General features: G+C 69.9%; 19 protein-coding genes. 11 read left to right on the forward strand and 8 right to left on the reverse strand.

Annotated features, from left to right (window positions below):
* Positions 1 to 23: 23 nt before the first annotated feature.
* The 3 genes from ACAM52_RS05325 (at position 24) to ACAM52_RS05335 (ending at position 3,692) form a co-directional block, all read left to right on the forward strand.
* Positions 24 to 2,303 (forward strand): molybdopterin cofactor-binding domain-containing protein, encoded by a 2,280-nt coding sequence (locus ACAM52_RS05325; protein ID WP_369646351.1) that lies wholly within the window; start codon positions 24 to 26, stop codon positions 2,301 to 2,303.
* Between the two features lie 28 nt (positions 2,304 to 2,331).
* Positions 2,332 to 2,796: a (2Fe-2S)-binding protein gene (locus ACAM52_RS05330; RefSeq protein WP_062474886.1), complete on the forward strand. Its 465-nt coding sequence runs from the start codon at positions 2,332 to 2,334 to the stop codon at positions 2,794 to 2,796.
* A gap of 164 nt (positions 2,797 to 2,960) precedes the next feature.
* On the forward strand, positions 2,961 to 3,692 hold the full coding sequence (locus ACAM52_RS05335; protein ID WP_369646352.1) for a GntR family transcriptional regulator: 732 nt from the start codon (positions 2,961 to 2,963) through the stop codon (positions 3,690 to 3,692).
* 9 nt (positions 3,693 to 3,701) lie between these two features.
* Here ACAM52_RS05335 and ACAM52_RS05340 read toward each other — a convergent pair whose 3' ends face one another.
* Positions 3,702 to 4,568 (reverse strand): MurR/RpiR family transcriptional regulator, encoded by an 867-nt coding sequence (locus ACAM52_RS05340; protein ID WP_369646353.1) that lies wholly within the window; start codon positions 4,566 to 4,568, stop codon positions 3,702 to 3,704.
* A gap of 203 nt (positions 4,569 to 4,771) precedes the next feature.
* Here ACAM52_RS05340 and ACAM52_RS05345 point away from each other — a divergent pair, with 203 nt between their 5' ends.
* The 3 genes from ACAM52_RS05345 to ACAM52_RS05355 are packed head-to-tail and all read left to right on the forward strand — an operon-like array spanning position 4,772 to position 7,740.
* The gene (locus tag ACAM52_RS05345) at positions 4,772 to 6,106 is read left to right on the forward strand and encodes an aspartate aminotransferase family protein (RefSeq protein ID WP_369646354.1); all 1,335 of its coding nucleotides are present in this window, start codon (positions 4,772 to 4,774) and stop codon (positions 6,104 to 6,106) included.
* Between the two features lie 51 nt (positions 6,107 to 6,157).
* A complete protein-coding gene (locus ACAM52_RS05350; protein ID WP_369646355.1) occupies positions 6,158 to 7,075 on the forward strand; it encodes a transporter substrate-binding domain-containing protein in 918 nt (305 codons plus the stop codon).
* Positions 7,076 to 7,089: 14 nt separating this feature from the next.
* Positions 7,090 to 7,740, forward strand: coding sequence for an aspartate/glutamate racemase family protein (locus ACAM52_RS05355; RefSeq protein ID WP_369646356.1), 651 nt, complete (start codon positions 7,090 to 7,092; stop codon positions 7,738 to 7,740).
* Here the strand turns inward: ACAM52_RS05355 and ACAM52_RS05360 are convergent.
* Complete coding sequence (locus ACAM52_RS05360) at positions 7,732 to 8,589, reverse strand: hypothetical protein (protein ID WP_159270950.1); 858 nt, start codon at positions 8,587 to 8,589, stop codon at positions 7,732 to 7,734. The two genes, ACAM52_RS05355 and ACAM52_RS05360, sit on opposite strands and share 9 nt — an antisense overlap.
* A gap of 182 nt (positions 8,590 to 8,771) precedes the next feature.
* Here ACAM52_RS05360 and ACAM52_RS05365 point away from each other — a divergent pair, with 182 nt between their 5' ends.
* Entirely contained in the window at positions 8,772 to 9,596 is an 825-nt protein-coding gene (locus ACAM52_RS05365; protein ID WP_062474913.1) for an undecaprenyl-diphosphate phosphatase, read from the forward strand.
* Between the two features lie 10 nt (positions 9,597 to 9,606).
* Here ACAM52_RS05365 and ACAM52_RS05370 read toward each other — a convergent pair whose 3' ends face one another.
* Positions 9,607 to 10,416: an IclR family transcriptional regulator gene (locus ACAM52_RS05370; protein ID WP_062474916.1), complete on the reverse strand. Its 810-nt coding sequence runs from the start codon at positions 10,414 to 10,416 to the stop codon at positions 9,607 to 9,609.
* Positions 10,417 to 10,529: 113 nt separating this feature from the next.
* On the opposite strand from ACAM52_RS05370, the gene ACAM52_RS05375 reads away from it, so the two are divergent.
* The 3 genes from ACAM52_RS05375 (at position 10,530) to azu (ending at position 14,414) form a co-directional block, all read left to right on the forward strand.
* Positions 10,530 to 11,504 carry a Bug family tripartite tricarboxylate transporter substrate binding protein gene (locus ACAM52_RS05375; RefSeq protein WP_369646357.1) on the forward strand — a complete coding sequence of 325 codons (975 nt, stop codon included), beginning with the start codon at positions 10,530 to 10,532 and terminating at the stop codon, positions 11,502 to 11,504.
* A 10-nt stretch (positions 11,505 to 11,514) separates the two neighbouring features.
* Complete coding sequence (locus ACAM52_RS05380; RefSeq protein ID WP_369646358.1) at positions 11,515 to 13,863, forward strand: cytochrome P450/oxidoreductase; 2,349 nt, start codon at positions 11,515 to 11,517, stop codon at positions 13,861 to 13,863.
* Between the two features lie 98 nt (positions 13,864 to 13,961).
* Positions 13,962 to 14,414 carry an azurin gene (gene azu / locus ACAM52_RS05385; protein ID WP_369646359.1) on the forward strand — a complete coding sequence of 151 codons (453 nt, stop codon included), beginning with the start codon at positions 13,962 to 13,964 and terminating at the stop codon, positions 14,412 to 14,414.
* On the opposite strand, the gene ACAM52_RS05390 is transcribed toward azu, so the two are convergent.
* The 5 genes from ACAM52_RS05390 to ACAM52_RS05410 form a co-directional block, all read right to left on the reverse strand.
* Positions 14,407 to 16,338, reverse strand: a complete 1,932-nt coding sequence (locus tag ACAM52_RS05390; protein ID WP_369646360.1) for an ATP-binding protein — start codon at positions 16,336 to 16,338, stop codon at positions 14,407 to 14,409. The two genes, azu and ACAM52_RS05390, sit on opposite strands and share 8 nt — an antisense overlap.
* Entirely contained in the window at positions 16,248 to 16,961 is a 714-nt protein-coding gene (locus ACAM52_RS05395; RefSeq protein WP_095746141.1) for a response regulator transcription factor, read from the reverse strand. The genes ACAM52_RS05390 and ACAM52_RS05395 overlap by 91 nt, the downstream gene beginning before the upstream one ends.
* Positions 16,962 to 17,074: 113 nt before the next feature.
* A complete protein-coding gene (locus tag ACAM52_RS05400; RefSeq protein WP_369646361.1) occupies positions 17,075 to 17,887 on the reverse strand; it encodes an SDR family NAD(P)-dependent oxidoreductase in 813 nt (270 codons plus the stop codon).
* Between the two features lie 100 nt (positions 17,888 to 17,987).
* A complete protein-coding gene (locus tag ACAM52_RS05405) occupies positions 17,988 to 18,368 on the reverse strand; it encodes a YciI family protein (RefSeq protein WP_070062632.1) in 381 nt (126 codons plus the stop codon).
* Positions 18,350 to 19,648, reverse strand: a complete 1,299-nt coding sequence (locus ACAM52_RS05410; RefSeq protein ID WP_369646362.1) for an RNA polymerase sigma factor — start codon at positions 19,646 to 19,648, stop codon at positions 18,350 to 18,352. The genes ACAM52_RS05405 and ACAM52_RS05410 overlap by 19 nt, the downstream gene beginning before the upstream one ends.
* A 113-nt stretch (positions 19,649 to 19,761) precedes the next feature.
* On the opposite strand from ACAM52_RS05410, the gene ACAM52_RS05415 reads away from it, so the two are divergent.
* A complete protein-coding gene (locus ACAM52_RS05415) occupies positions 19,762 to 20,274 on the forward strand; it encodes an MOSC domain-containing protein (RefSeq protein WP_369646363.1) in 513 nt (170 codons plus the stop codon).
* The last annotated feature ends 2 nt before the right edge of the window (positions 20,275 to 20,276 follow it).

Genomic DNA, 20,276 nt, shown 5'->3' on the forward strand with positions numbered 1-20,276 from the left:
CCCCACCGAAGAAAGACCACGCCATGCCCCAACTCAAACGCCGCCACTTCGTGCTCGGCACCCTCGGCGCCGCCGGCGCCCTGGTCGTCGGCTGGGCCGCCACGCCGGCGGCTTCGCGCCTCGTGCCCGGTGCGCCACTGCCGGCGGGCAACGGGCAGGTCGCGCTCAACGGCTGGGTCAAGGTGGGCAGCGACGACACCGTCACGCTGGTGATGACGCAGTCGGAAATGGGGCAGGGCACCCACACCGGCCTGGCGATGCTGCTGGCCGAAGAAATGGACGCTTCGATGTCGCAGGTGCGGCTCGAGCAGGCCGGCTTCGACGCCATCTACAACAACCAGGCCATGATCCTCGACGCGCTGCCCTTCAGGCCCGGCGACGAGGGCTTCGGCAAGCGCGCGGCGCACCAGGTCGTGGGCAAGCTGCTGCGCACGATCCCGGGGCTTTCGGGCACGGGCGGCTCGTCGAGCGTCACCGATCAGTGGGGCCCGGTGCGCGAGGCCGGCGCCTCGGCGCGGCTCATGCTGGTGGGCGCGGCGGCGGCGCAGTGGCAGGTGCCCGCCAGCGAATGCCGCACCGAGGCCGGCCGCGTGCTGCACCCGGCCTCCAACCGCAGCGCGCGCTTCGGCGAACTCGCGGCAAAGGCCGCGCAGCAGCCGCTGCCCACGGCGGTGAAGCTCAAGGCACAAGCCGACTTCCGCGTCATCGGCCAGCCGCAGCGGCGCATCGACAACGCCGGCAAGCTCAATGGCACCGCCACCTACGGCATCGACGTGCTGCCGCCGGGCCTGCTGTACGCCAGCATCGCCATGTGCCCGACGCTGGCCGGCCGCGTCGCGCGTTTCGACGCCAAGGCCGCCGAGGCGCTGCCCGGTGTGCGCAAGGTGATGGCGCTGGAGCCCGTGGCCGCGAGCCTCGTGGGCACGGGCAGCACGGCGGGCGGCGTGGCGGTGATCGCCGACACGCCGTACCACGCGATGCGCGCGCTGAAGCAGGTCGACATCGAATGGGACCACGGCCCGGCCGCGAGCCTGTCGAGCGCCGAGATGATCGACCGCCTCGCGCACACGCTCGACGCCGACGCGGGCAATGCGCGCCTCGACACCGGCGGCGTGGCGGCGGCGCTGAAGTCCGCCGCGCGCACGATCGAGGTCGAGTACCGCGTGCCCTTCCTGGCGCACGCCACGATGGAGCCGATGAACTGCACCGTGCAGTTCAAGGACGGCGCCGCCACCGTCTGGGCGCCCACGCAGGCACCGGGCTTCGCGCGCGCCGCGGTCGCCAAGGCGCTGGGCATCGATGCCGAGAAGGTCACGCTGCACGTGACCTACCTGGGCGGCGGCTTCGGGCGGCGCTACTTCATCGACTTCCTGGTGCAGGCCGCGCAGCTCGCGCGCGAGGCCGGCGGCGCGCCGGTGCAACTGATTTGGTCGCGCGAGGAAGACATGACGCACGACTTCTACCGCCCCGCCTACGTGGCGCTGTGCAAGGCCGGCTTCGACGCGGCGGGCGCACTGGTCGCGTGGCAGACCACCAGCGCCGGCTCCAGCCTCGGCGCGCCGTCGTTCATGGACAACTCGACCGACGGCGCCTGGAACACCGCCTACGACTTCCCGCAGGCCCGCGTGGCGCACGTGCCGGTCGAATCGGCCGTCACCACCGGCATCTGGCGCTCGGTGGCGCATTCGCAGAACGGCTTCTTCGTCGAGAGCTTCATCGACGAATGCGCCGTCGCCGCCGGCAAGGACCCGGTGGCCTTCCGCGCCGGCCTGCTCGCCAAGGACGCGCGCCACCTGGCCGTGCTGAAGCGCGTGGCCGAACTCTCGAAGTGGGGCGAGCCGCTGGCCGACGGGTCCGACGGCACGAAGCGCGCGCGCGGCGTGGCCATTCACCGCGCCTTCGGCAGCATCGTGGCGCAGGTGGCCGAGGTGTCGGTGACGCCCGAGCGGCAGATCCGCGTGCACCGCGTGGTGTGCGTGATCGACTGCGGCCTGCCGGTCAACCCGAACCTGATCCGCCAGCAGATGGAAGGCGGCATCGTGTTCGGCCTGTCGGCCGCGCTGCGCGGCGAGATCACCGTGGCGCGCGGCCAGGTGCAGCAGAGCAACTTCCACGACTACACGCCGCTGCGCATCGACGAGTGCCCGGCCATCGAGGTCGACATCCTCGCCGGCACCGGCGCCGAGGTGCCGCCCGGCGGGGTGGGCGAGCCCGGCACGCCGCCCATCGCGCCCGCCGTGGCCAACGCCGTGTTCGCGCTGACCGGCCAGCGCCTGCGCAGCCTGCCTCTGCGGCTGGCCTGATCTCCCAGAACAGCAAGAAAGACACCCCATGACCACCACCACGCTGAAGATCAACGGCCAGACCGCCACCGTGAGCGCCGAGCCCGACACCCCGCTGCTGTGGGTGCTGCGCGGCGAAATGAAGCTCGTCGGCACCAAGTTCGGCTGCGGCAAGGCGCTGTGCGGCGCCTGCACCGTGCATCTGGACGGCCAGGCCGTGCGCTCCTGCGTCACCCCGCTGGAGGCCGTGGCCGGGCGCGAAGTCACCACCATCGAGGGCCTGAAGGGCCGGGAAGCCGACGCCTTGCGCGCGGCCTGGACCGAGGTCGACGTGGTGCAGTGCGGCTACTGCCAGAGCGGCCAGCTCATGTCGGCCTGCGCGCTGCTCAAAGCCACGCCCAAACCCAGCGACGACCAGGTCTCGGACGCCATGCGCGGCAACATTTGCCGCTGTGGCACCTACCCCCGGATTCGCGCCGCGATCCACCTGGCGGCAGAAACAGCGGGGCGGTAACGCAGAAACCGGGGTGGTTGTTTACAGAAGTTAATAATTTTTCCGTAATTCTCGAAAAAGTCGCCAGAACGGTATTTTTACGGAAATTGGGGATATGAAGCTTCGATACGCCGCCGTACCATCCGCGCGGCCCGCTTCCGGCCGCCCCCTGTTTCCGACTTTCGATGACCCCCCCAGATCCCTCGCGGACGCGCGTTCTGTCCGTGGCCGACACGCTGCGCACCCGCATCTTCGACGGTGCGATCGCCCCCGGCGCCCACCTGATGGAGATTTCGCTCGCCAACGAGCTTGGCGTGTCGCGCACCCCTGTGCGCGGCGCCATGGCGCGGCTGGCCGACGAAGGGTTGCTGGTCTACCACCCGCAGCGGGGTTTCCAGGTGCGCCGTTTCGACGCCAAGGACGTGTTCGACGCCTTCAGCGTGCGCGCCACGCTCGAAGGCATGGGCTGCCGCCTGCTCAGCGAGCGCGGCCTGGACGACGAGGCGCTGGCCGAACTGACGGCCATGGTCGACGAGCAGCATGCGCTGCTGCATGACAGCGGCGAATGGACCGACCAGCGGGCCGACCTGTGGCAGGACCTGAACCAGGCTTTCCACCACAAGCTGCTGTCGCTGGCCGACAACCGCTGGCTCAGCGAGGCCGTGCAGCGCGCCTGCCAGCTGCCGGTGATCTTCGACAGCCGCTCGCGCCCGCACAGGCACGACGCCGCGATGCTGCTGTACCGCCACAGCCAGGCCCTGCAGGCGCTCGAAGAGCACCGCTGCATCGTCGAGGCGCTGGGCCGGCAGGAGGCCTCGGGCGCCGAAGCCGCGATGCGCGAGCACATCAACGCCAACCGCGACCTGCTGGTGCTCTACCTGCGCCAGAGCGCCGGCCGTACCCGCGCGCTGGCCTGATTCCGTCTCTCAGCCGCCCCGCGCCACGGGCGCCATGAGGTAGGCCCCCGACTCGAACAGCTGCGCCTCGGCCTGGTCGATGCGCCGGATCACCGGCTTGCCCGCACGGCTCGCCAGCAGTTCGACCAGCGCTTCCGTCACGGCCACGCCGGCCGCCACTGACGGGAAGAACGAGGGGCTGTGGATGGTGAAGAGCAGCGTCTCGTCCGCCAGCAGCGACAGCGGCGAGGTCACGCTGTCGGTGATCGCCACGATGCGGCAACCCGCCGCCCTCGCCGCCTCGGCCACCTGCAAGGCTTCGCGCGAGTAGGGCGCAAAGCTCGCCACCACCAATGCGTCGCCCTTGGCGAAGGCGCGCTGCTGCATCTCGAGCGAGCCGCCCTGGCCGTCCACCAGGTGCACGCTGGTGCGAAAGAGCCGGTACACGTACACGAACGAGAACGCGATCGGAAAGCAGGCGCGAAAGCCCGCCGCGTGCACGGCCGGCGCCTTCTCCAGCAGCGCGCAGGCCTTGAGCAGCGCCGGCCCGCTCTGCTGGTGCGTGAGCTCCAGGTTGCGCCGCTGCACCTCGAACATCTCGCCCGCCAGGCCCTGGTCGGCGACGCGGCCCACCAGCTGCTTGGCGCGCCCGCCGTAGGTCTCGGTGCCCAGTCCCATGTCGGCGGCGAAGGCCTCCTTCAGCTGCGGCCAGCCTTCGAAGCCCAGGTGCTGCGCGAAGCGCACCAGCGTGGCCGGCGTGCTCTGTGCGCGCGTGCCGACGTTGCGCATCGAGCCTGTGACCACCTCGTTGGGGTGGTCGAGCACGTAGCGCGCGACCTGCTGCAGGGCAGGGCTCAGTTCGTTGAAGCGTTGGCGGATCAGTTCTTTGGCGTTCATCGAAATACCTTCGTGCTTCGCACTGCGGTGCGAGCTTGCTTGGGGCGGCCCGGCGCAGCGCTCATGGCGGTGTCTCTTTTCGTGCGGTGTCTGGAACGAATGTACCGGAGCAGGGAAATCCCGGGAGTTGACGGAACAAATGTTCCAAACAATAATTCGTCCGAAACGTTAGTTCCAAACACAGGCTCCGCTTTTCCCTCGCCATGACGCACGTCTTCCACCGCCACCTTCGCCAGACCCCGCCCGTTGCCGCCAGCGCGCAGGGCATGTTCATCCGCGACGCCGACGGGCGCGAATACCTCGACGCCTCGGGCGGCGCGGCCGTGTCCTCGCTCGGCCATGGCCATCCCGAGGTGATGGCCGCCATGCACGCGCAGATCGACACACTGGCCTATGCCCACACCAGCTTCTTCACGAGCGAGGTGGCCGAGCAACTGGCTGACGAGCTCATCGGGTCTGCCCCCGAAGGCATGAGCCACGTGTACCTCGTGAGCGGCGGCTCCGAGGCGGTGGAGTCGGCGCTGAAGATGGCGCGCCAGTACTTCGTGGAAATCGGCCAGCCGCAGCGCACGCACTTCATCGCGCGCCGCCAGAGCTACCATGGCAACACGCTGGGCGCGCTCGCGGTGGGTGGCAACGCCTGGCGGCGCGAGCCCTTCGCACCCATCCTCGTGCCGGCCACGCACGTCGCGCCGTGCTACCCGTACCGCGAGCAGCGCGAAGGTGAAAGCGCCGAGCAGTACGGCCTGCGCCTGGCAGATGAGCTGGAAGCGGCCATCGTCGCGCAGGGCGCCGATCGCGTGATCGCCTTCGTGGCCGAGACCGTGGGCGGCGCCACCGCCGGCGTGCTCACGCCGGTGCCGGGCTATTTCAAGGCTGTGCGTGAGGTCTGCGACAAGTACGGCGTGCTGCTGATCCTCGACGAGGTGATGTGCGGCATGGGCCGCACCGGCTTGCTGCATGCCTGCGAGCAGGAGGGCGTGGTGCCCGACCTGATGACCATCGCCAAGGGCCTGGGCGGCGGCTACCAGCCGATCGGCGCAGTATTGGCGCAGCGCCGCATCGTCGAGGCCATGTCGAAAGGCAGCGGCTTCTTCCAGCACGGCCACACCTACCTGGGCCACCCGATGGCCTGCGCGGCGGCGCTCGCGGTGCAGCAGGTGATCCGCCGTGACGGCCTCGTCGCCAAGGTGCGCGACGACGGCATCGCCTTCGGCGCGATGCTGGCCGCGGCGCTGGGCGAGCACCCGCACGTGGGCGACATCCGCGGGCGCGGCTTCTTCTGGGGCGTCGAGCTGGTGGCCGACCGCGCGAGCAAGCAGCCTTTCGATCCGGCCCTGGCCGTCAACGCGCGCCTCAAGAAGGACGCGATGGCGCGCGGCCTGCTGTGCTACCCCTTCGGCGGCACGGTGGACGGGCGCCAGGGCGACCACGTGCTGCTGGCGCCCCCGTACATCGCGACGCGCGACCACCTGCAGGAAATCGTCGCGCGGCTCGCCGCCTCGGTCGACGCGGTCACGCGCAGCGCCGCGCGCTGAGCGGCCGGCCCTGTTCCCCTTTTCTTCAACCGCCGTTCCGAGGAGCGTTCCATGCCCCAGCTTCGCCCGTCGCTTCCCATCGCCGCCGCCGCCTTCGCGCTGGCCCTTGCCGCCCTGGCACCGACCGCTCCCGCGCAGGCGCAGCCCGCCAACGACACGCTCGCCAAGATCAAGGCCAGCGGCGCCATCACCTTCGGCTACCGCGAGGCCTCGTTCGGCTTCTCGTACCTGGACGCCAACCTCAAGCCCGTGGGCTACAGCATCGAGATCTGCAACCGCATCGTCGAGGCGGTGAAGACCGAGCTGAAGCTGCCGGCTCTCGACATCAAGTACCAGGCCGTGACCTCGGCCAACCGCATCCCGCTGGTGCAGAACGGCACGGTGGACATCGAGTGCGGCTCCACCACCAACCTGGTCGAACGCCAGTCGCAGGTGGCCTTCTCGCCGGACATCTTCCGCTACAACGTGCGCACCTTGGTGAAGGCCGATTCGGGCATCAAGAGCATCGCCGACCTGCAGGGCAAGACGGTGGTCACCACCGCCGGCACCACGTCGTTCCGCCTGCTGCGCGCGGCCGACAAGGGCCGCAGCCTCGAGGTGAACCAGCTCTCGGGCAAGGACCACACCGACTCCTTCCTGCTGGTCGAGAGCGGCCGCGCGCAGGCCTTCGTGCTCGACGACATCCTGCTGGCGGGCCAGATCGCCAACGCGCGCAACCCGAAGGACTTCGTCATCACCGGCGAGAGCCTGCGCACCGAGAACCAGTCGCTGATGTTCCGCAAGGACGATCCGGCCTTCAAGGCGCTGGTGGACCGCGTGGTGTCGGGCATGATGAAGTCCGGCGAGATGGAAAAGCTCTACAGCAAGTGGTTCATGTCGCCGATTCCGCCCAAGGGCATCAACATCAACTACCCGCTCAATGCCGAGACGAAGGAGGCCTTTGCCAACCCGTCGTCCAAGGGCATCTGATCTCACCTGACTTCATGACACGCATCGCCCTCATCCACGCGCTCTCGCATTCCGTCGCGCCCATCAACGAAGCCTTCGCGCGCGACTGGCCCGAGGCCGTGCGCATGAACCTGCTGGACGACAGCCTTTCGGCCGACCTCGCGCGCGACGGCAAGGGGCTCGACGCGGCGATGCACGAGCGCTTCCAGCGCCTGGCGCAGTACGCGGTGGACACGGGCGCGCGCGGCATTCTCTTCACCTGCTCGGCCTTCGGGCCGTGCATCGAGGCGGTGGCGCAGCGGCACGCGGGCATTCCGGTGCTCAAGCCCAACGAGGCCATGATCGAAGAGGCCGTGCAGGGCGAAGGCCGCCTGGGCCTGATCGCGACCTTCGCGCGCACGCTGGAATCGATGCCGCCGGAGTTTCCTGCGGGCATGTCGCTCGAACTCGCGCTGGCCGAGGGCGCGTTGGCCGCGCTCGATGCGGGCGACACGCAGCGCCACGACGCGCTCATCGCCGAACAGGCCGCGGCGCTGCGCGCGCGCGGTTGCACGCGCATTGCCCTGGCTCAGTTCAGCATGGCGCGGGCGCGTGGCGCCTGCGAGGCGGCCAGCGGCCTGCCGGTGCTGACGACGGTCGACAGCGCGGTGCGCGCGCTGCGCCGGCGTGCTTCAGCTTCAGTGTGAGCCGCCGTTGCCGACGACCGTGACCAGCGTGGTCATCGCCACCTGCGCCGCCTCGCCGCGCGCGAGCGGGCGGCCCGGGCCGGCGTTGCCGCTGTCGGTTTCCAGGCCCTGCGCCAGGCGGCGGTAGATGTCCGACGAGGGCATGGTCGCCGCCGTGCCGAGTGCGTCGCAGTAGGTGTCGGTGAGCACGGCGGCCAGCCGTTCGCGCTCGGCGTCGCACAGCACGGGCGCCTCGGCGGCGAAGACCGACGCCACGCAGTGCATCAGGTAGGCCTGGGTCTCGAGCGAGAAGGCCTGCTGGCGCACGTAGTCTTCCACCGCGTGCCAGAAGAGGGTGTCGGAGGTGCGGCGCCAGCTTTCGAGCACCTTGCGCGACTTGGCGACCAGGTCGGCGTGCGCGTCGTGCGGCTCGCTCGGGCGCAGCGCCAGGCCCTGCAGCGTGAGCGCGGCCACCGGGCCGGCCGCGCCGAGCAGGAAGCTCCAGAACTTCCAGCGCGCAAACCATTTCTTGTCGTGGGCCGGGCCCAGCGGCTCCAGCAACCGGAAGTCGATGCACAGGGCGGCGTTGGCCTGCAGGCCGGAGGCCATGCGGTCGGCCTCCACATGACCCTGCGCGACGATGCAGGCGCTGGCGCCGCAGCGGTCGATGTCGGCCAGGCGCTGCGTCAGCTGGCGCAGCTCGTGGGCCGAGGCGCCGGTGGCTTCGGCCACGCGCAGCATGCCGTGGCACTGCTCCCGCTCCAGCTGGCAGGGGCTCTTGAGACGGTCTTCGACATGGTCGTCGAGCGTCGAGGGGCGTTCTTCTGCGACGCAGTCCTCGAGTTCACTCCCGGTGGTGAACGTTGACATGGATGCTCCTTCGGGCGCAGATGAATAACTGTTATCAATATGTATTAACGCGCCGAGGTCGAACATCACCTGAACTAGGTATTTCCGTGGGCGGGCTGCCTTGCGTTCCACCGGCGGAACGGCGCCTGAACAGGGCCTGACCGATGGCCTCGCCATAATTGCCGCTCTTTCAAGGAGTACGCGTGGATATCGTTTTGCTGGTCAAGGCCGCTGTCATGGGCATCGTGGAGGGTCTGACCGAATTCCTGCCGATCTCGTCGACCGGCCACCTCATTCTTGCGGGCTCGCTGCTGGGCTTCGACGACGCCAAGGCCAAGGTGTTCGACATCGCCATCCAGACCGGCGCGATCTTCGCGGTGATCCTGGTCTACTGGCAGAAGATCCATTCGACCGTGGTGGCGCTGCCGCGCCAGCCCAAGGCGCGCCGGCTGGCGCTGAACATCGTCATCGGCTTCCTGCCCGCGGTGGTGCTGGGCCTGTTGTTCGGCAAGATGATCAAGGCGCACCTGTTCATCCCGACCGTGGTGGCGAGCACCTTCATCATCGGCGGCTTCATCATCCTGTGGGCCGAGAAGCGTCCGCCCGGCTCGGTGCGCGTCGAGCACGTGGACGACATGACGCCCTGGGACGCACTCAAGGTCGGCCTGGTGCAGTGCTTCGCGATGATCCCCGGCACCAGCCGCAGCGGCTCGACCATCATCGGCGGCATGCTGCTGGGCCTGTCGCGCCAGGCGGCGACCGATTTCTCGTTCTTCCTGGCCATTCCGACGCTCATCGGCGCGGGCGCCTACAGCCTCTACAAGGAGCGCGCGCTGCTGTCGGTGGCCGACATTCCGATGTTCACGGTGGGCCTGGCCTTCTCGTTCATCAGCGCATGGCTGTGCGTGCGCTGGCTGCTGAAGTACATCAGCACGCACAACTTCATTCCGTTCGCCTGGTATCGCATCGCCTTCGGCATCGTGGTGCTGGCCACGGCGTGGACCGGCGCGGTGGTCTGGGCGGAATAAGCCAGCAGCCTCAGGCCGCCGCGCCCAGCAGCGCGCCGGCGGCCTTCGCCTCCCGCCGCACGGCGATGGCGATCGGCCCGTCGATCGACGGGTCGAACCCGCCCGTGGCACCCAGCGCGGTGATCACGGCGCACACCCTTCCCGCATAGTCGTACACCGGCGCCGCCACGGCGCTGATGCCGCGCAGGTAGGTGTCCCGCACGATGGCGCAGTGCGCCTGCTGCACCTCGCGGCGCAGCGCGCCGATGGGGTCGTCGGCATCGAGCAGCGCGCGCATGTCCTCGGTGGCGTCGGCCAGTTCCTGCTCGGCCAGCGCGACCACGCGCGACTCGTCGAGCAGGCCCAGGAAGGCGCGCCCGGTGGCCGACCACAGCATCGACATCACCGAGCCGGCGCGCACGTTCACCGTCACCGGCAGGCCCGGCTCCTCGAAGCGCACGATGGTCGGGCCCTTGTTGCCCATCACCGCGACGAAGCAGGTCACCTCCAGCGATTCGCGTAGGCGGATCAGGCAGGGCTCGGCCGCGCGGATCGGGTCGGCCTGGCGCATGGCGGCCAGGCCGATCTGGATCGCCTCGGGCCCCAGGTAGTAGTGCTGCGAGGCGGTGTCCTGGCGCACCAGGCTTTCCTCCATCAGGCTCGCGAGGTAGCGGTGCACCTTGGCCGGGCTCTCGCCCACGTGGGTGGCCAGCGCCGTGAGGCTGCTGCGCCCGCCCAGGTGCGCCAGGCCCTTGAGCACGGCCATGCCGGTCTCGGCGGACTGCACGCGCTGGCGGCGCTCGCGGGGAGGGGAAGAGGGTGCTTCGGCGGGGGAGGTCATGTCGTCGGCATCTTAGGTGGCGGCCTCGGTGGCCGGGTAAACCCGTGGTTTAGTGATTACGCAATGCGTATAATAATTACGCAATACACAATTTCTACCCCGGAGACACCCCGATGAAGAAGCACTTCGCCCGCGGCCTTGCGGTCCTGTCCCTGGCTGCCCTGGCCACTGCCGCCAGCGCCCAGACCACCTTCCCCGCCAAGCCGATCCGCTGGCTCGTGCCCTACGCCGCGGGCGGCGGCTCCGACTTCCTCGCGCGCACCGTCGCCCAGACGCTGTCGACCCAGGTCGGCCAGCCGGTGCTGGTAGATAACAAGCCCGGCGGCAACACCGCGCTGGCCGCCGCCGAAACCGCGCGCGCCCCGGCCGACGGCTACACCGTGCTCTCGGCCGACAACGGCACGCTGGTGTTCAACCCGGCGCTGTACAAGTCGCTGAGCTACAGCCCCACCAAGGACCTGACGCCCGTCACGCTGATGGGCAAGTTCCCGATGATCCTGGTGGTCGGCGCCAACTCGGGCTTTGCCACCGCCAAGGACTTCATCGCGCAGGCCAAGGCCAAGCCGGGCGGCATCAACTACGCCTCGGCCGGCGCGGGCAGCCCGCACCACCTGGCGATGGAACTGCTGAAGGTGGAAGCCAAGCTCTTCATGGTCCACGTGCCGTACCGCGGCGCGGCGCCTGCGCTGGCCGACGTGGTCGGCGGGCAGCTGCCGGCCATGATGGTCGACATGGCCGCCGGCGCCGGCTTCATCAAGGGCGGCAAGGTGCGCGCGCTGGCCGTGGCCAACCCCACGCGCCTGCCGCAGCTGCCCGACGTGCCCACCTTCGCCGAGCTCGGCTACAAGAACGTCGAAGCCGCCGCGCTGGTTGGCGTGGTGGTGCCCGCGGCCACGCCGGCCGACGTGGTGAACACGCTCAACCGCCAGTTGGCGGCCGCCATCCACGAGCCCTCGGTGAACAAGCGCATGGTCGACTTCGGCGTCGAGCCCGTGGGCAACACGCCCGCGCAGTACACCGAGCTGCTCAAGGCCGAGACCGCGCGTTGGCACAAGCTGATCCGCGACCTGAAGATCACGCTCGACTGAGTCTGCTGCCATGTCCGATACCGCCATGCCTTCGCGCACCTCCGGTTGCCCCGTCGCGCACGGGGCGCTCTCCGCCGAGCGCACGCCCACCGGCTGCCCCGTGAGCCAGCGCGCCGCCGAGTTCGATCCCTTCGAGGACGGCTACCAGCAGGACCCGCCCGAGTACGTGCGCTGGGCCCGCGAGCAGGAGCCGATCTTCTACAGCCCCAAGCTGGGCTACTGGGTGATCACGCGCTACGACGACATCAAGGCGGTGTTTCGCGACAACCTCACCTTCAGCCCGTCGAACGCGCTGGAGAAGATCACGCCCACCGGCGACGAAGCCAACGCCGTGCTCGCAAGCTACGGCTTTGCGCTCAACCGCACGCTGGTGAACGAGGACGAGCCGGCCCACATGCCGCGCCGCCGCGCGCTCATGGACCCGTTCACGCCCGAGGCGCTGAAGCACCACGAGCCGCTGGTGCGCGAACTCGCGCGCAGCTATGTCGACCGCTTCATCGACGACGGCCGCGCCGACCTCGTCGACCAGATGCTGTGGGAAATCCCGCTCACCGTGGCGCTGCACTTTCTCGGTGTGCCCGAGGAAGACATGGACACGCTGCGCAAATATTCCATCGCGCACACCGTCAACACCTGGGGCCGCCCCAAGCCCGAGGAGCAGGTGGCCGTGGCGCACGCCGTCGGCAACTTCTGGCAGTACGCCGGCAAGGTGCTCGACAAGATGCGCCAGGACCCCGACGCGCCCGGCTGGATGCAGTACGGCATCCGCAAGCAGATGCAGCACCCCGAGGTCGTCACCGACTCGTACCTGCACTCGATGATGATGGCCGGCATCGTGGCCGCGCACGAGACCACGGCCAACGCCACCGCCAACGCGGTGAAGCTGCTGCTGCAGCACCCGCAGGTGTGGCAGGAGCTGTGCGACGACCCGGGCCTCATTCCCAATGCCGTGGAAGAGTGCCTGCGCCACAACGGCTCGGTGGCCGCCTGGCGCCGGCTGGTCACCAAGGACACGCAGGTCGGCGGGGTCGACCTGCCGGCGGGCTCGCGCCTCTTGATCGTCACCTCGTCGGCCAACCACGACGAAGGCCACTTCGCCGATGCCGACCTGTTCGACATCCGCCGCGACAACGCCAGCGACCACCTGACCTTCGGCTACGGCTCGCACCAGTGCATGGGCAAGAACTTGGCGCGCATGGAGATGCAGATCTTCCTGGAGGAGTTCACGCGCCGCCTGCCGCACATGCGCCTGTCGGAGCAACGCTTCAGCTACGTGCCCAACACCTCGTTCCGTGGGCCCGAGCACCTGTGGGTCGAGTGGGACCCGCGCGCCAACCCGGAGCGCGCCAACGCCGGCCTGCGCGACGTGCAGGTGCCCGTGCGCATCGGGGAGCCGTCGGCGCACGCCATCGCGCGGCCCGTGGTGGTCGAGCGCGTGACGCCGGTGGCCGACGGCGTCGTGCGGCTGCGCCTGGTGTCGCCCGACGGCAAGCCGCTGCCGCGCTGGACGCCGGGCTCGCACATCGACGTGGAATGCGGCTCACCCGAGCTGTCGCGCCAGTACTCGCTGTGCGGCGACCCCGACGAAGCCCACGCGCTGGAGATCGCCGTGCTGCACGAGCCCGAAGGCCGTGGCGGTTCGGCCTGGGTGCATGCGAACGTGAAGGTGGGCGACCGCCTGCGCATCCGCGGCCCGCGCAACCACTTCCGGCTCGACGAGTCGCTGCCGAAGGCGATCTTCATCGCCGGCGGCATCGGCATCACGCCCGTGAGCGCGATGGCGCGCCGCGCCAAGGCGCTGGGCATGGACTACGAACTGCACTACAGCGGCCGCAGCCGCGCGAGCATGGCCTTCGTCGACGAACTGGCCGCGCTGCACGGCGGGTGCCTGCACGTGCATGCCGCCGACGAAGGCCGGCGCAACGACCTGCACGCGCTGCTGGCCACGCCCGTGCCCGGCGCGCAGGTGTATGCCTGCGGCCCGCTGCGCATGCTCGAAGCGCTCGAAGACTGCTGCGCCGCATGGCCCGAGGGCGCGCTGCGCGTGGAGCATTTCGAATCGACGCTGGCCACGCTCGACCCGTCGAAGGAACATGCCTTCGAGGTGGAGCTGAAAGACTCCGGCCTCGTGATCACCGTGCCGCCCGACCAGACCTTGCTGACGGCCCTGCGCGCGGCCAACGTCGATGTGCAGAGCGACTGCGAGGAAGGCCTGTGCGGTTCGTGCGAAGTGCGCGTGCTGGCCGGCAAGGTCGATCACCGCGACGTGGTGCTCACGCGCAGCGAGCGCGATGCGAACACGAAGATGATGGCCTGCTGTTCGCGTGCCTGCGAAGGCCGGCTGGTGCTCGAGCTTTGAGGCTTTTCGCCGCGCATTGATTCATCGCAAGTGTTCCGCGGCACGCCCACCGCACAGTGGGGCGTGCCGAATCGGCACCTCACCGAAGGAACCATGTGATGAAGACGAGAACCACCGCGGCCCTGCTTTTCACGGCGCTGCTTGCAGGCCCCGTGCTGGCCGCCACCTGCGACATCGAGATCGAAGGCAACGACGCGATGCAGTTCAACAAGACCGCCATCGCGGTGCCGGCCAGCTGCAAGCAGTTCACCGTGAAGCTCAAGCACGTCGGCAAGCTGCCCAAGGCCTCGATGGGCCACAACTGGGTGCTGAGCAAGGCCGCCGACGCGCAGGGCGTGGCGGCGGACGGCATCGGCGCGGGGCTGGACAAGGCCTACGTGAAGCAGGGCGATGCCCGCGTCATCGCGCATTCGAAGGTCATCGGTGGCGGTGAGACCGATGCCGTGAGCTTCGACGTGAGCAAGCTCAAGGCGGGAGACAGCTATGCGTGGTTCTGCTCGTTCCCGGGGCACGCGTCGCTCATGAAGGGCACGCTGGCGCTGGTCAAGTAGTCGTTGCACCGCCCAGAGGCATCCGCAGAAGAACCTGCGTCTCGCCGGGGCGCGACTGTAGCTGCAGCTGCGCGCCCAGGCGGCGTGCCCGTGCCCGCAGGTTGCGCAGCCCCGCGCCGCCGCTCACGCCGTCCACTGCAAACCCGCGGCCGTCGTCGCGCACGCTGAGCTGCAGTTCGGCGCCCGCGCGCGCCACCGTCACGTCCACGCGCCGGCCCGCGCTGTGCTTGAGCACATTGGTCAGCGCCTCCTGCAGGAAGCGCATCAGGTCCAGGCTCTGCGAGGGCGCGAGTTCGAGCGTGTCGATGCCCGAGACCTTCCAGCGGCAGTCGATGCCGTTGGCATCCAGCAGCTGCGCGCTGCGGTAGCGCAGCGGCGCCAGCAGTTCGCCAAGCGCGCGCGCGCCGTCGTCGCGGCCGGTGGCGTCGATGATCAGCCGCAGGTCGTCGCGCAGGCTCTTGAGCATCGCCAGCAACTGCGGTGCGCTGAGGTGCTCGGGCGTGCGCTCCAGCGTCGCGATGCTGCCCACCAGCATGCCGCCCAGGCCGTCGTGCAGGTCGCTCACCAGGGCCACGCGCTCGCCGATGCGCGCGTGCGCGAGTTCCAGTGCATGCTGCTGCGCGAGCGTGGACGCGAGCTCCGCCTTGGCGGCGTTCACTTCCTCGATCAGCTCGGTGTTGAAGTTCTCGATGCGCCGCAGGCTCTGCACGAAGCGCCCGGCCTGCGTCAGCGCCATGCCCAAGAGCAGCACGTACGAGGACATGGTCGTGTAGTAGATGTTGCTGTCGATCACCTGCGTGAACACCAGCAGGTCGTGCGCGCCCGTGAGCGCCGACACCGCCATGAACGGCGCGAGCGAGCGCATCGGGCTGCCCCGGTGGCGCAGCGCGTGGAAGATGCCGCTGCTGTTCACCACGATGATCGTGAGGCCGCCCACCAGCGTCCAGATCGCGCGGTGGGTGGGCAGGTTGGCGGTGCCCGCGAACCACAGGTCGAGCACGCCGATGGCCGCCACCGCGAACGCCGCGATCTCCAGGCGCGGCAGGCGCCGCCCGGCAAAGCGCAGCACGAACACGCCGTACGACACGCTGAACACCAGCAGCAGCGAGGTGTTCAGCGCCTGCCAGCTGTGGTTGCTGGCAAAGGGCCACGGGCTGGTGGCGATCTGGTTGTAGCCGAACAGCAGCCACAGCACCGACATCGCCGCGAACCAGCCGTAGGCCGTCTCGCGCCGACGCAGCAGCCACCACGCCGCGAAGAAGGCCGACACCGCCGCGCTGGTCGCCAGGCCGAACACCTGCAGGTCGCGCCGCATGAGCTGCTCGCGGCCGAACTCGGCCTGCATGGCCGCGGGCGTGCCCAGGCTCACCGGGCCCAGCCCGGCCTGGTAGGCCGACATGCCCGAGACGCGCACCAGCAGCGTGTTGGTGCCGGCGCGCAATTGCGGCGCGTCCAGCAGCCAGTAGCGCGGCGAGTTCCACGCGCGCGTGAGCGGCTCGACCAGGCTGCGGTCGCGCCAGATCGTCGTGCCGTTGAGCGAGACCTCGCCGGCCATGTTCAGGTAGTGCAGCAGCAGTCCGGTTTCGGTCACCGGCGCGGGCTGCTCCCAGGTCAGCCGGTACCAGACCACGCCGTCGAAGCCGGGCCAGCGCGTGGCCCAGCTGTCGGGCAGGGCAACAGGCGTCCAGCCGTCGGCGGGCGGGGTCGTGTCGTCCCAGCCGGTGCCGCGTGCGGCTTCGGCGCGCAGTTCAGGAACAACAGGTGTTTGGGCGTGTGCGCTGCCCGTCGAGAGCAGCAGCCACAGGGCCCACAGCAGCAGGCCCGCAAGGAACCTCAGCGCAGCAAGCCCTGCCTTCGGCCCTGGTAGACCGCCTCGGTGCGCGAGTTGACGGCCAGCTTGCGGTAGATGTTCTTGGTGTGGCATTCCACGGTGAGTCTGGAGATCGACAGCGCCTCCGCCATGTCGCGGTTGCTCATCCCTTGCGACACGAGCTCGAGGATTTTGCGCTCGCGCGGCGTCAGCATGACGGGCGTGGTGGCGGGCGTCAGCGACGGGTCGTCGGGCGGCGTGGGCAGGCTGGGCAGCTGGGTCGCGACCCAGCCGAGGATGCGGCGGGCGATGGCCGGGTCGATCGGTGCGCCGCCTTGCTCGATGCTGCGCAGCGCGATGCTGAGCTCGAGGTCGTCGCGTTCCTTCAGCAGGTAGCCGATGGCGCCGGCACGCAGCGCCGCGAAGATCACGGCCTCGGTGCGCCAGGCCGAGATCACCACCGCGGGCACCAGCCGGTGGTGCTCGTGCATCCACTCGATCAGGTCGACGCCGCTGCCGTCGGGCAGGCCGATGTCGATCAGCGCCACACCGAAATGCTGCTGCTCCAGCAGTGAGCGGGCCGAGGTCAGGCTGTCGGCCCAGGCGATCTGGGGCTCGTCGCATCCGAGCGTCGACAGCACGTACGCCAGGCGCTCGCGCATCGCCGGATCGTCTTCGACCACCAGCGCGGGGCTCAGCGAGACCACTTCAACGTCTTCCAGGAGAGGGGCAGACATAGGACGACATTTTTGAGCCGTGGTGTACGTGGTGCAACGTTTTTTCTTAAATGAAACGACTGTTTCTAAAGTTCCTATTTGTATCTTGATGTTAATTCAAAGCGACCACAACCCTAATCGAGGATGACCCCTCCGCTCAGGTTGACTATTGCGCCCGTCATGGCCCCGGCCAGCGGCGAGGCCAGGAACACCGCGGTGCCCGCGAGCTGGTCCAGCGAGGGCAGGCGTTCGACCAGCAGGCCCTCGGGCCGCGCGGCCAGCATCTGCTCGACCGTGAGGCCCATGCGCTCGGCCGCCGGGCGAAACACCTCGCCGCTGTGCGAGCCCGCGGCCACCGCCTCGGGAATCGCGTGCGAGCGGATGCAGGCCGTGCGGATGCGAAAGACCGCCAGCTCGCCCGCCATGTGACGCGCGAGCCCCTCCACGCCGGCGCAGGCCACGGCATGTCCGAGGTACCCGGGGCCGGGTAGGCGCGAGGCGGGCGTCGACACCGACAGGATCACGCCGCCGCCGCGCGCCGCCATGTGCGGTGCCACGGCCTTGGCGGTGAGGAAGTTGGCGCGCGTGTAGGCGTGGATGGGGAGGAAGAAGTCCTCCAGCGACAACTCGGCCAGCGGCCGGCCCTGCACGTGGAAGACGCCGACGGCGTTGAACGCCAGGTCGATGCCGCCGGCCCGTTCGGCGACCTCGGCCGCGTGGCGCAGCATCGCGGCTTCGTCCAGTGCGTCGACCACCGCGGCCTGCGCATGGCCGCCGGCTTGGGTGATGTCTCGCACCACCGCATCGAGCTTGTCGCGGCTGCGGCCGGTGACGAACACGCGGGCGCCTTCGCGAGCAAAGGCGCGGGCGACGGCGCCGCCGAGGGCACCGCTGCCGCCGTGGATCACGGCGCAGCGGTCTTTCAAAGACAGGACATTCGAGGGCATGAGAGCTTCTCCTTGGCGTGAGTGGCGACCCGCGACATGCGGGCGCTCGTTCCAAGGACGGCGCAGGCTTAGCTGATCCGACAGCGCAGCGCGCTTTTTTTCAGACTTGCGGGATGCGCGGCGCGATCACGCCCGGGTCGTACCAGGTCACCGGGCGGATCTCGAACACGCCGCCCTCGAAGTCCAGCCGCCGCGCCGCATGCCGCGCGTCTTCGAGCGACTCGCACTCGACGATGTAGATGCCCATCAGCTGCTCCTTCGTCTCGGCGAACGGCCCGTCGGTCACCAGCGGATGCGCGGCGCCGGCGTGCCGCACGGTGGTGGCGGTGTCGGGCATCAGGCGCAGCACGGTGCCGAGGCGGCCGGCGGCCTGCAGCTCGTCGCGCAGGTCGGTGTGGCGCTCGAGCATCTCGTCTTCGACCTCAGGCGCCCAGCCGGCCGCCGCAGCTTCGGAACCGTAGATCAGGATGGAATAGAGCATCGTGCGTCCTTTGCTTGGAGGGAGTCGGAAGAGGCGCTCGCGCCGAGGCGATCGAGCAGCAGGCGGATGTGCGCAGCCTCGGCGGCGGTGCGGGCCAGTGCGAGCGCGTCGGCAAAGGCGCGGCGCGCTTCGTCGGCGCGGCCCAGCTGCATCAGCAGCCCGCCGCGCAGGCCGTGAAAGTGGAAGTACGCCGACAGCGGAACCGCCAGCGTGTCGACCATCGCCAGCGCCGCCCCGGGCCCGCGCACCTTGGCCACGGCCACCGCGCGGTTGAGCGTGACCACGGGCGAAGGCTGCAGCTTTTCGAGCCCGACGTAGAGCCGCTCGATCTCGGCCCAGTCGGTGTCGGCCGCGCGCGCGGCCCGTGCGTGCGTGGCCGCGATGGCCGCCTGCAGCTGGTACGGCCCGATGCGGCGCTGGCGCAGCGCGGTGTCGAGCAGGGCCAGGCCTTCGTCGATCGCCGCGCGGTGCCAGCGTGTGCGGTCCTGGTCTTCGAGCAGCACGACCATGCCGGCCGCGTCCAACCGCGCATCGGCGCGCGCATGCTGCAACAGCAGCAGGGCGCACAGGCCGGCGGTCTCGGGCTCGTCGGGGAACAGGTCGCACAGCAGGCGCGCGAGCCGGATCGCCTCTTCGCACAGCGCCACGCGCACATGGGCCGTGCCGCCGCTGGCCGCATAGCCTTCGTTGAACAGCAGATAGACCACCGCGCCCACGGCCGCCAGCCGCTCGCCGCGTTCGCGCGCGCCGGGCGCATCGAAGGGCAGGCCGGCCGCGGCCACGCGCTGCTTGGCGCGCGTGATGCGCTGTTCCATGGCGCGCTCGCCGACCAGGAAGGCGCGCGCGATCTCCGGCACCGACAGCCCCGAGACGATGCGCAGCGCCAGCGCGATCTGTTGCGCGAGCGGCAATGCGGGATGGCAGCAGACGAACAGCAGGCGCAGCACGTCGTCGCGGTAGTGCGACTGGTCGAGCTGTTCGGCGAGGTCGGGGTCGAGGGCCATGTCCGCGTCGCCGTCGTCCTCTTCGGGCAGCGGATCGTGCCGGTCGCGCCGCCGCAGTTCGTCGAGCGCCGCGTTGCGCCCCACGAGGATCAGCCATGCCAGCGGATCGTCGGGCGGCCCGTGCTCGGGCCAGTGCCGCAGCGCGCGCAGGCTGGCTTCCTGGAAGCCTTCCTCGGCCGTGTCCAGGTCGCGGAAGTAGCGCAGCAACGCGGCCACCGCGCGCGGGCGTGCGGCGGTCAGCGTGGTGGCGATCCAGCTCAGCTCGGTGGTGGTCATCGTCGGCCCGGTGCGTGTCGCTTCGAAGAAGGTCGGTTCAACCCCAAGGACGCGCCAGTATGCGGCGGGCCGACAGCGGCGCGCAAAAAAAGTCCGCGTGGACAATGCGGCGCATGCCCGATCTCCACGCCCTGACCCGGCAGTTCCCGCATCCCGGTCGGCTCGATGCCATCCTGCTGCGCCCCGCGCGGCGCGCGCCAGTTCAAACGGTGGAGGAGGTGCTCGCGATCGAAGGGCTGGGCCTGGCCGGCGACCGCAGCAGTGCCGGGCGCGGCGGTGGCAAGCGGCAGGTCACGCTGATCCAGGCGGAGCACCTGCCGGTTGTCGCGGCGCTTGCGCAGCGCATGGAGGGTGTGGGTGCGGGCCTGCTGCGCCGCAACCTCGTCGTGTCGGGCCTCAACCTGCTGGCGGCGCGCTCGCTGTTTCGCGACCAGCCGCTGGTGCTGGCGCTCGGGCCCGAGGTGCTGCTCGAGATCACCGGGCCCTGCGAGCCCTGCTCGCGCATGGAAGAACTGCTCGGCCCCGGCGGCTACAACGCCATGCGCGGGCATGGCGGCGTGACGGCGCGGGTGCTGCGTGGCGGTGTGCTGCGCGTCGGCGACGCGGTCGCCTGCCGCATCGCCTGAAC

Origin of the sequence: Variovorax sp. V118 (assembly GCF_041154445.1) — a bacterium.
In the GTDB taxonomy this organism is placed as follows: Bacteria; Pseudomonadota; Gammaproteobacteria; order Burkholderiales; family Burkholderiaceae_C; genus Variovorax; species Variovorax boronicumulans.